This is a genomic window from Vibrio sp. 2-Bac 85 (genome assembly GCF_037546705.1).
In the GTDB taxonomy this organism is placed as follows: domain Bacteria; phylum Pseudomonadota; class Gammaproteobacteria; order Enterobacterales; family Psychromonadaceae; genus Psychromonas.
Map to the genome: position 1 here is coordinate 150,488 of NZ_JALAAB010000009.1, position 11,602 is coordinate 162,089.

The window sequence follows — 11,602 nt, forward strand, 5'->3', positions numbered from 1 at the left end:
TAATAACGATTAAATTTCACCTTTAAAAAGTGATTTTAATCGCAGAGTGATGCGGTAGTGAAAAAATGATTGAGCTAGATCCTACTTTTTTGATCTATTACTCCCTTTTGAAAGGTATATAGTACGAACTATACTAAATCGCTCGAGCACCATGGATTATTAGCAGGATTTTGCAAAGAGATCAATCTAGCCAATATTATCGACCAAGCGCTAGGTACATCTGAGTATCGTCAAGTCAGCTTTGGCCACTTGTTTGTGGCAATGATGATTAATGGGTTAGGATTCACTGGCAGAACACTGCATATGTATAGTGAGTACTTTTCTGATAAACCATTAGACCGCCTTATTGCCCCAGGTATTAAACCTGAGCATATCAATGATGATGCTTTAGGACGTTGTCTCGACGCGCTTTATGGCTACGGCGTTTCTCCCCTGTATCAAAATATAGGCGAAGCCGTTATTAATTACTTAGACTTACCCTGTCACTCGGTCCATCTTGACTCGACAAGCTTCCATTATGACGGCGTAGAAAAATTATCGGATGCTGAAGATGACATTCATCCTATTCATGTTACCAAAGGCTATTCACGAGATCATCGTCCAGATCTAAACCAAGTCGTTCTTAACCTCATTTGTGAAAACCAATCAGGGATCCCGGTTTATATGAAGCCTGCCAGTGGCAACATTAATGATATGGAAGGCTTTAAAGCCATTGTAAAATCCAACATAGCCAGCTTAAAAGCGGCACAGTCCTGTCGTTATTTAGTCGCGGATGCTGCTTTATATGTGAAAGAAACCATCATTGAACTTAGCGAATTAAATCAACTGCTTATTACTCGTGTCCCACAAAAGTTAAGCGAAACTAAAGGGTTAATCAACCAAGCGAAATTGCTTAACTTTGAAGAGATTGGTAATGGCTATTCAGGGGTATGGCATCAATCCAGTTATGGGGATGTCGCGCAAAAAAGGCTGTTAGTTCATAGTGAACAAGCTAGAAAAGTGAAACCCATAGTTTAACCAAACGCATGTTAAAAAAAGCCGATGCCGAACGAAAAACATTTAAAACACTGTGCCAGCAACGGTTTGCCTGTGATGTCGATGCACAACAAGCTGTCGAATTATGGCGAACAAAACAAGTTTATAGCGATGTCATTAGTGAGATAAATGCGGTGCCTATATATGGGAAGAAAGGTCAACCAAAAAAAGACCAAGCACCTGTTCGTATGAGTACCAAATAACAGGCCATTTATTGACACCTATTGAAAGAAGAGAAAATGCAATGAAGTCGTTAGGCTTTTTTATTATTGCAACGAATGATTTTGATAGCAGTATGACCATGGAAAAAATGCTCACTACTTACAAAGATCAGCAATCAGTTGAAAAAGGATTTAGGTTTTTAAAAAGCCCTGATTTTTTAACAAACTCAATCTTCATCAAAAAACCAGAGCGAATAGAAGCCATATTAATGGTGATGACCTCCTGCTTGATGGCTTATGCCTCATTAGATACGTAAAAATTTAAAAGAAAAGGCACTCTATTTCCCAGATCAAAAGAAAAAACTTTATCAAAACCCCACTGCTCGCTGGGTGTTCCAATGCTTCCGTGGAGTGACCGTCATTTATCTTGAAGATCAGGCTTCAATGGTAGTTAATTGGAAGGAACGATAACAAATGATCATTGACTGCTTAGGCGAAAATTATAGGCAAATGTATTCTTAAAACAGGTGCGGAATATCAGTCCTTACTATTATTTTTGCTATTTCTGTAAATTTTGACTATAAGTGGTTAGTAGTATGTCTTTTAATGATCATTTATTATTATATAGAAACAACTTGGCTTTACAGTTACACATATTTGCCAATCCAATTCTAAAATCTGTAGGTGATAATGCCTATTAAAAATCAAACCTCTTTGTTGGTAGTTCAAAACTATTACACCCTATTATAATTGCTTTGGAATGATCGCCTGATTGATACAGTTTTTTTCCTATTAATGTTAAATTTATAGTAATAAAAAAGGGAAATATATGATTTGGAATGGTATTACTAAATTAGAAACTAATCTAATTAAAGGATTAGCAATATTAATGATCGTTATTCATAATTTCATGCATAGATTTCCTACTCCTAGTGAAAATGAAATGGATCTTACATTGGGAAAAATGAATCACTTATTTGATATCTTATTAACAGAACCAGCAGGAATTATTCGTGCACTCTTTAGTTACTTTGGTCATTTTGGTGTCCAAATGTTTATCCTTTTAAGTGCTTATGGCTTAATGAAAAAATATTCTAAAAATAAAAATAAATTATTATATGTAAATTTTGTAATAGACCGTATATATAAAATATATCCGATGTTTTTGCTTGCAATGCTCTCATACTTTTTTTTCATGTTTACTGTCAATGTTATTTTTAATGGTATGGGGTTTTATGAATGGTTTATTCCTATTTCGAAGGCTTTTATTTTTAAATTATCTTTATTATATAATTTCTATCCAGAAGAAGGTTTTTCATTAGTCGGACCGTGGTGGTTTTTATCCTTTATTTTTCAATTTTATTTGATTTTTCCACTGATGTTAAGCATGTATAATCGATTTGGTAACGTATTTCTAATATTTATAAGTTTGATTTGTATCGCGATCTCTTTATTAAATAATGGTTATTTGTATCATGATATTAGTGTGTTTTTCACAATTATTGGTCATATGCCAGTTTATGCTTAGGGATTTATTTAGCCCAAGATAAAGCAATAAATTTACCTAGTTGGCTTTTTTTTCTTTCAATCGTAATATATATAGTAGGCAATTTTAATAAATATGCTTTTATATTTAGCCATTTCTTTTTTTGTATTATATTAATTTTTATTTTCACTTTTTTATTAAAAAAAATTAAAAGATGTCATTTTTGTTATAAAACATGTATGTTCTTTGGCTCAATTTCAATGCCATTATTTTTGGTCAATGGCTTTTTAAGAATCCCTTGGGAAAAGATGGCTCATGAAATGAACAATGAATTAATAACCATTCTATTATGTTTAATATTTTTGACAATCGCTGCTTTTTATTCAGTTATTTTATTGAAACTCTCTAACAAATTTGATTTTTTCTTAAGATCTAAACTATGACCTTTATTTTAAAAAAAACTAAAATATTTTTTTCTGATAGAAAATACCATCTTCTATCCTTTCTCATCATTTTCCTTTTAAATGTAATCCCTTATTTTTATAGACTAGACTATGAAAAAAACATATATGACACTACTTTTATTCACGTTATTATTAATGTAATTACTCCTAGCCTTATAGCGACGTTAATCATAGTAATAATAACTAGTAACTTAAAAAAATATCATTCATTTATTGCAATATTTTTTTCAATTTTATGGCTCATAAATAGCTACATTCTAATTATTTTTGGTAACTATGATTTTAGTGTCATTGCATCCGTTATAGACTCCACTCCAACAGAATCTGTTGATTACCTCAAAAATATGCATATACCTTTACAACTATATTTTGTTGTCCCATATTTTTATTTATTAAATAGGTGCAGATGCGTTAATAATAAAAAATTTAACCTATTTTCTATTTTTACTTTATTTATTCTTTGCATTCCTCTTATGATAGATAGTTATTTTATCCTAAAGGATAAGGGGGAATTAATGGGGGAGCACGATGTAAAAGGTCAATATACAGAAGGGTTAAATATAAAAGGACTTGTTCGTAACGTAATTAGAAAAGATAACAATATCCAACTTTTACTCAGCATTAAGCGTGTTTATGTCTTCAAGGAAATTGAAAACGAACAAATAATTCCTGAGTGGACGAATATTAGAAGTAGTAAAAATAGTAAGAAATATAATTATATAATTATTATTGGTGAATCATCGCCAAGAAAAGCATTTTCATACTATCAACCCAATAGTAAATTAGATCAATACATTGGGTGGGAATTTATATCCGATGCTATATCTCCTGCCACAAACACAAGAGAATCAATAACTCGACTATTAAGTAAAAATAAAGTTGGTCATATAAATAAAAACCTTAACCTTATAGATTTAGCCAATATTGGCGGATTAGATACATATTGGTTCTCTAACCAAGGTTTTATGGGGGAATATGATACCCCAGTAACTAACTTAGCAAAAAGAAGTCAGCATACTATCTTTCACAATAAAGGCGATTTTTCTAAATCAGAAAGCGATAATAAGCTATTAGTTGATTTAAAAGAAACCGTAAGTGATAGTAATACTGGAAAGTTAATATTTCTTCACACCATCGGTTCACACCCTTCATTTTGTAGAAGAAGTGAGTATTACGAGTTACACATTAAAAACTATAATCCTGATGATGAAAGATCCTGTTTTAAAGATAATATTTACAATATCGAGTTATATATAAACAAAGTAAACACCATCATGAAAAGTACAAAAAATAATTACAAAATAATTTATTTTTCTGATCATGGGTTAACTGATGTTGATTATAGCCCGTATAAGGTTCATGGAGTTGGTAAGTTATTTTCAAAAAATGCAATAAACATACCTTTAATATTTATTAATTCAACAAACAAAAATAAGGGGAGGTTGGTTAAGAAAAAATATTATATGAGAGATTTCGTTAATACATTCTCTGACTGGACAGAAATTACTGCCAATGAAATTGATAAAGCTCTGAGTATATATAACAAAAACATAAATCAAGAAGCGTATATTTATCAAGGCAGCTCTTTACGAGAGTTATAAAATAATCGGTACTCAAAAAGAAGACGAGTCTAGGTGTCCAGTAAAATTAGAGCAGAATACTTAGTTTAGTCATATTCACCTCAATGATGTGATTATAATTCTTTATTGAAGTGCTAGGCTAATTCAACCATAACACCCTTAATGCTTGTTTAGTAACTGCTGCAGCGTGACTTTATCTATGCCACCCATCTTACTTAATTGGGCTAGTAATAATTCAGCACAAGCTAAAGCATCCGTTAATGCATTATGTGCGTTATAGATAGGCAAATTATAGCGCTCTCTACAGGCATTTAAACGCAAGCTACTGGTGTTTAAAGATTGATGTTTACGTAGTTCTCTTTTTTTATCTATCAGTAAGGTATCAATGGCAAATAGTGCAAAAGATTGTTTTTCCGCACCTACTAATGATTGCTGTAAAAACTGTAAATCTAGGCTAGCATAATGAGCAACGATGACTTTGTCTTGGCACTGCTCAAACAACCATTGCAGCACCTCTTGTAAGGGTAGCGCATTGGTCAGATGCCTATCTAAAACACCATGAATAACTGCACTTTGTCCTACGGTTCCTTGTATTTTAATGAGCTTATATTGTGCAAGTTTAGGCTGTATCTTGGCATTGATGATAGGGATCACTCCGATACTCACCATTTGATCTTTTTTGCTGTCTAAGCCTGTCATTTCAATATCTAACGCTAATAGTTTAATGTCTGAAATAGGACTATCTAGTTGGCTTAATAAATATTGATAATGATCTTGTAGGGCATTCAGCTTGCTATTTTTAACCAAGCGTTTTAATTGATACTGTAACCACCATCGTTGAAACATTAAAATTGCCTTAAGAATTTTAACCTAATTGTGCCTTGTGCTTCATGAATCACTTTAAAAGCATCCTTTAATTGATGGCGAACTAATGAAGACAGACTATCGGGTAAAATATAGTTAGAAACAGGTTGGGTATTATTAAATTGTTGTCCTTGATTGGTAAGACGTTTATGGGCAATAAACTCCCAAGCATCCAACAAATTCATCGCAACTTCTTTATCTATTTTAGATTTTTCGATTAAACTTTCTAAACGTTTGCTAGTATTTACTTCTTCTATACCTGCTGCTAGTGCGTAGGTTCTAACGATATCATTGATTAAAGCATTACCTTTATGCTTTAAATCTATTCCTTTTACTTCGCTACCATCTCGTTCAATTACAAAGCTTCTGAAAAATCCTAATGGCGCTGTTGATTGCAGTGCATTTTGACTTAGCGCTGCAAGAAATATGTCGTTTCCTTTGGTCTTGTTTAATACTGTAGTTTGTAGGGTTGTGAATAAACTTAAATCTCCATAAATACCGCGCATATCAAAGAAGATAGTCGCGTTTAATAACGCACTGGGCTGAGGGGTATTGACCCATTTTGAAAATTGTTGTTGCCACTGTTGTAGTGTTAATTGCCACTGTGGATTCTGCGCCATGATATTACCGGGACAAAATGGAAAACCACACTCATTCAAAGCACTACAAACAAATTCAGAAAGTTGTTTAAAATAACATTTGTCTTGTTCAGAAGGCGTTTTCTCTAAAATCAATGCACTATCTTGGTCTGACCCTGCCATTTGGTCTTGGCGACCCTGTGAGCCAAATGCTAGCCAACAGAACGCCATTGGAGCAGGGCCAAGTTGTTCTTGTTTTAATACTATTAAACGACGTGTTAGTGAGTCGGTAACAGAGGTAAGAATACGGCCTATTTCAATGGCTTTAGCATCGCTACTAATCAGGTTATGTAATAGGTCTGGTATCTTCTGGCTAACTTGTATCAGTGCTTCTAAGCTATTTTGACGTTCTATTTGACCAATTAATAATAATGGCTGAGAGCTTTGACTACGGATTAAATCTGTACTAGTAATGATCGCGATTGGTCTTTCTTGGTCGACCACCGGTAAATGATGAATATTATTTTCACTCATTTTTAACATCGCTTCAAAGATCAGTGCATTTGGTTCGATAACAGTTGGTTCTTTGGTCATGATTTGTTCAACCAATAGCTCACCGCCTAGCCCTTTTGCCAAAACACGATTACGTAAGTCGCGATCCGTTAAGATACCACATAATTTATCTTGGTTAACAACAACAAGAGAGGAGAGACGTTTCTTAGACATTAACTGTGCAGCTTCATGAATGGTGGCATCGGCAGTGATGGTGGTGAGATCTCTGGACATGATATGAGTGATTCGGGCAGTACTGATATGGTTGGTTTGTAACGATCCTTGGTTACGTAATCGTTTGGCAAAGGCTTGATTAAAGAAACGGTCGAAGGAATGGCTATTTGCACGTAATTGATCAAACATTTTAGCTGAAAGGTGATAAACCAGCGCATCTTCTAAAATATGCACTTGGTTGACAACTTTTTCACCCGAAAGCATGCCGCTAAAACCAAAATATTCGCCTTCCGCGACTCTATCAATAAGCTCTCCTTGTTGAGTGGTCACTTCAAATGCACCACTGCGTACAATATATAATTGTGGCTCATTACTATCTACGTTGACTAACTTTTGTTGTTTGCTGTAGTAGGAAATAGTTAATTCCTGACAACATTGTTTTATAGTTTGTTCATGTAAAGAATCAAAAGGAGCTAATCTGCGCATGAAATCAAAAATGGGTTGTAACTCACTGTTATCCATAAGCACCTAGCTATAAGTTGTGGGAATATTTGAGATTAAAAGATCTAAAAAAAGCGCCGAAGCGCTTTTAAATTAGAGATTATTTTAATGATCGTGTGCTTCGCCTGCTCCTTTAGGGAAACGAATTGATTCAACCATATCGACTACTGCTTGAGGTGTTGGCGCAGTCATTTTGCAGACTATAATAGCGACTGCAAAGTTGATCACCATACCTAACATGCCAATGCCTTCTGGCGATACACCAAACAACCAGTTTTCGGACATATTTGCAGCTGGGTTTACAAATTTAAAATAAACAATGTAAGCCGTTGTAAATGATAAACCTGCAAGCATACCTGCGATAGCACCTTCCTTATTCATTTTTCTAGAGAAAATGCCCATAGTAATAGCTGGGAATAAAGAGGAAGCGGCCAGACCAAAGGCTATGGCGACCACGGCGGCTACAAATCCTGGTGGATTAATACCAAAGTAACCCGCCATGATGATGCCGGCACCGGATGCCATTCGCGCATACATTAACTCCTTTTTATCGGATATATTGGGCATTAAGTTCTTTTTCAGTAAATCATGAGAAACAGAAGTTGAAATAACTAACAATAGACCTGCTGATGTAGATAGTGCAGCAGCTAGACCACCTGCAGCCATCAATGCAATAACCCATGCAGGTAAATTTGCCATCTCTGGTGTTGCTAGTACGATGATGTCACGGTCAACATTCATTTCATTTGTTTCAGTATTTGAATAGAACATTCTGCCGTCATTGTTCTTATCTTCCCATTTGATTAAACCTGTTTTTTCCCAGTTCTCAATCCACATAGGAGCTTCGGCATGAGGTACACCTTGGCTTTCTGGACCATTAATAGACTGGATCATGTTTACTCGGGAAAATGAAGCAAGTGCAGGGATAGTCGTGTACATAATGGCAATGAACAATAATGTCCAACCAGCAGAGCTACGCGCATCCTTCACTCTTGGTACGGTGAAAAAGCGTACGATTACGTGTGGTAAACCCGCAGTACCAAACATTAATGCACCAGTAATAAATAGCACATCAATCATGTCTTTAGAGCCTTGGGTATATAATGAGAACCCTAACTCTGTAGAAAGTCCATCCAGTTTATCCATTAAATAAACACCTGAACTATTACCCGTTGCATCCAATAATTCTGCACCGAATCCTAATTGAGGGAAGATATGACCTGTCATCATGATTGAAAGGAAAACAGCAGGTACCATGAAAGCAAAAATCATTACACAGTATTGTGCTACTTGAGTGTAAGTGATCCCTTTCATACCGCCTAAAACAGCATAGAAAAATACTACACACATACCGATATAAACGCCGGTATCAACTTCTACTTCTAGGAAGCGAGAAAATACAACACCTACACCACGCATTTGACCAGCAATATAAGTAAAGCTGATGAAGATGGCACAGACAACCGCCACGGTACGTGCAGATTGTGAATAGTAACGGTCACCAATGAAGTCTGGCACGGTGAATTTACCAAATTTACGAAGGTAAGGAACCATCAACAGAGCAAGCAGTACATAACCACCTGTCCAACCCATAATGTAAACACTACCGTCATAACCAACGAAAGAAACAATACCCGCTAGTGATATAAATGAAGCGGCTGACATCCAGTCCGCTGCTGTTGCCATACCGTTTAAAATAGGTGGTACACCACCGCCTGCTACATAGAACTCTTTTGTTGAACCCGCTCGTGTTTTAATTGCAATGCCAATGTACATGGCAAATGTAACTCCAACCACTAAATAGGTTAATGTTTGAACATCCATTTTTACTACTCCCTGTTATTCGTCAACACCATATTTTTTGTCAAGTGCGTTTGATTTTTTTACATATACAAAAATCAGTATTAAAAAGACATAAATTGAACCTTGTTGAGCGAACCAAAATCCTAATTTAAAGCCCATAAAACTGAATTGATTTAATATATCAACGAGTAATACGCCGCAACCAAATGAGACAAAAGCCCAAATAGCCAATAATTTAATCACTAGTTTTAGATTTTCATTCCAATATCCCTTTGCTTTTTCTGCGTCTTCAAAACTCACTGTCATTCTCCTTAATGGTCTTAACGAAGAAGAGATTTAAAAGCGAAAACAGGTTTTTTGTGTTTAATTTAAACATTAATCAAACAAAAAATAAGCATTCACTTTCTAGCTCTTATCTAACGACTTAAAAAATAATTTCCTTATCAAATAAGCGTGCGTTAATAGTATGTTAAATTCACTATTTTAGTACGCCGAGACAAAGAGCTAGATCATATTTTATCGAATGAAAATTGAGCAGTTCGTCACATAAGGAATCTATAGTATTGTTTTTGTGATTAAAGTTCACATAGTGAAGATAAGTATTTAGTATGACTTTATGAAGATAAATTGCTTTATAGAAAAGATAAAAAATTGAAAAATGAATTTTTATGCATTTTAATCAACATTTAATTCACATCTAAGTTTGCTTTTTAGGCTTATATTGAGTGGATTATAAATACTGCAGATGTGGATACACGTAAATGCTATTTTGGTGTAATAAAATAAGCAGAATAATGAGTAAATAAATAAAAAAATGTAATTCAAGACTATAATCAATGCAATTTAAAATTAACAGGTTAGTAGAGAAGTTATGGAATTTGAAAAAATGTTACACGAACTTGCAACTAGGGATGGTTCAGACCTTTACTTAGCTACTGGGGCGCCACCTTCTGGAAAATTTGAAGGGAAATTAATACCTCTGATAGAGACTACTTTAAAACCAGGTGAAGTGAGTGACATCGCATATCAAATAATGGATGGAGAGCAAAAAGCTGAATTTGAACAAACATTAGAGATGAATCTTGCTATCTCATTAAGTGGTGTTGGTCGTTTTCGTATTAATATATTTAAACAACGCAATGAAATTTCTATCGTCGCGCGTAATATTAAATTAGATATCCCCAAGTTCGATGATTTACGACTACCTGCAGTACTTAAAGAAGTGATTATGATGAAGCGTGGTTTAGCTTTATTTGTAGGTGGGACTGGGTCGGGTAAATCAACATCTTTAGCGGCGTTAATCGATCATCGAAACGAAAACTCATCTGGCCATATTATCACTATTGAAGATCCCGTTGAATTTGTGCATCGGCATAAAAAAAGTATTATTAATCAAAGAGAAGTAGGTGTTGATACGCGAAGTTTTCATGCTGCATTAAAAAATACCTTACGCCAAGCGCCGGATGTTATTTTAATTGGAGAAATTCGTGATAAAGAAACCATGGAGCATGCATTATCCTTTGCTGAAACTGGACATTTAGTTATTTCAACATTGCATGCTAATAATGCCAATCAAGCAATCGACCGTATTATTAACTTTTTCTCTGAAGATCGACGTATTCAATTATTAAATGATTTAGGTAATAACTTAAAAGCTTTTGTTTCACAGCGTCTGATTCAAACTGTAGATGGAAAGCGTTGTGCGGCAGTGGAAGTCATGATGGGCACATTAACCATTCGCGATATGATTAAACGTGGTCAATTTGAGTTATTAAAGGAAGTAATGGAAAAATCGAAGTCGCTTGGTATGCAAACATTTGATAGTGCATTATTTGATTTAGTGAAAGAAGGGCGCATTAGCGAAGAGGAAGCGATAAAAAATTCAGACTCGCCAACTAATCTAGCACTTAAATTTAAACTTGATAAAGGCAACATTGCAGATTTAGAAGAAGGAAGTAGTAAAAAAAGTAGCGGTTTAACACTTGAGCCAAAGAGCGATGATGAACTTAGCTTTTCGTAAATAGACGCATACATTTATGATTTGAATCCAAGATAGTTGAATCTGCCTATTATTCCCATTAAGCGCTTCGGCGCTTTTTTCATGGGTATTCCCTAACTAACCACTAACTTCACTCATTTATTGAATCCAAGACTTTAAAACCATCGAAAAGTAACTTTTATACACTGTTGCCGGAGCGGATGGAGTTTGAATACATGAACTCTGGCGAGATATACCGCATTCTTATAAATGAGGAGCCTAATAAAGAGTCAAACAACTGAGCTATTACTCATTAGAGTAATAATAGTTTAATTTTCTATGGGATTTTTTGTTTAAGAATTAATTATTAGAATTTATCTGGAAGTAAACGTTTATACCAAAAGAATTTAATTTATGATCAGATTT

Annotated in this window: 10 protein-coding genes; 6 read left to right on the forward strand and 4 right to left on the reverse strand. The window is 34.5% G+C overall.

Annotation, left to right across the window (positions count from 1 at the left end; translation table 11 throughout):
- Positions 1 to 180 precede the first annotated feature (180 nt).
- The 5 genes from MT390_RS11530 to MT390_RS11550 all read left to right on the forward strand — a co-directional run bounded on the left by MT390_RS11530 (position 181) and on the right by MT390_RS11550 (position 4,747).
- Complete coding sequence (locus MT390_RS11530) at positions 181 to 1,017, forward strand: IS1634 family transposase (RefSeq protein WP_499441261.1); 837 nt, start codon at positions 181 to 183, stop codon at positions 1,015 to 1,017.
- 8 nt (positions 1,018 to 1,025) lie between these two features.
- On the forward strand, positions 1,026 to 1,238 hold the full coding sequence (locus MT390_RS11535) for a hypothetical protein (RefSeq protein ID WP_499441244.1): 213 nt from the start codon (positions 1,026 to 1,028) through the stop codon (positions 1,236 to 1,238).
- An 11-nt stretch (positions 1,239 to 1,249) separates the two neighbouring features.
- A complete protein-coding gene (locus MT390_RS11540) occupies positions 1,250 to 1,513 on the forward strand; it encodes a hypothetical protein (protein WP_499441246.1) in 264 nt (87 codons plus the stop codon).
- Positions 1,514 to 2,025: 512 nt separating this feature from the next.
- A complete protein-coding gene (locus MT390_RS11545) occupies positions 2,026 to 2,724 on the forward strand; it encodes an acyltransferase family protein (protein WP_499441248.1) in 699 nt (232 codons plus the stop codon).
- A 397-nt stretch (positions 2,725 to 3,121) separates the two neighbouring features.
- A complete protein-coding gene (locus tag MT390_RS11550; RefSeq protein ID WP_499441249.1) occupies positions 3,122 to 4,747 on the forward strand; it encodes a sulfatase-like hydrolase/transferase in 1,626 nt (541 codons plus the stop codon).
- Positions 4,748 to 4,885: 138 nt separating this feature from the next.
- Here MT390_RS11550 and MT390_RS11555 read toward each other — a convergent pair whose 3' ends face one another.
- From MT390_RS11555 to MT390_RS11570, 4 genes are all read right to left on the reverse strand, one after another.
- Positions 4,886 to 5,572 carry an exonuclease domain-containing protein gene (locus MT390_RS11555; RefSeq protein ID WP_499441251.1) on the reverse strand — a complete coding sequence of 229 codons (687 nt, stop codon included), beginning with the start codon at positions 5,570 to 5,572 and terminating at the stop codon, positions 4,886 to 4,888.
- The gene (locus MT390_RS11560; protein ID WP_499441252.1) at positions 5,572 to 7,416 is read right to left on the reverse strand and encodes a DUF294 nucleotidyltransferase-like domain-containing protein; all 1,845 of its coding nucleotides are present in this window, start codon (positions 7,414 to 7,416) and stop codon (positions 5,572 to 5,574) included. The genes MT390_RS11555 and MT390_RS11560 overlap by 1 nt, the downstream gene beginning before the upstream one ends.
- Before the next feature lie 84 nt (positions 7,417 to 7,500).
- Positions 7,501 to 9,219 (reverse strand): sodium:solute symporter family protein, encoded by a 1,719-nt coding sequence (locus MT390_RS11565; protein ID WP_499441254.1) that lies wholly within the window; start codon positions 9,217 to 9,219, stop codon positions 7,501 to 7,503.
- Positions 9,220 to 9,234: 15 nt separating this feature from the next.
- Positions 9,235 to 9,504: a DUF4212 domain-containing protein gene (locus tag MT390_RS11570; RefSeq protein ID WP_499441255.1), complete on the reverse strand. Its 270-nt coding sequence runs from the start codon at positions 9,502 to 9,504 to the stop codon at positions 9,235 to 9,237.
- A 565-nt stretch (positions 9,505 to 10,069) separates the two neighbouring features.
- Here MT390_RS11570 and MT390_RS11575 point away from each other — a divergent pair.
- Positions 10,070 to 11,218, forward strand: coding sequence for a PilT/PilU family type 4a pilus ATPase (locus MT390_RS11575; protein ID WP_499441256.1), 1,149 nt, complete (start codon positions 10,070 to 10,072; stop codon positions 11,216 to 11,218).
- Positions 11,219 to 11,602: the final 384 nt, after the last annotated feature.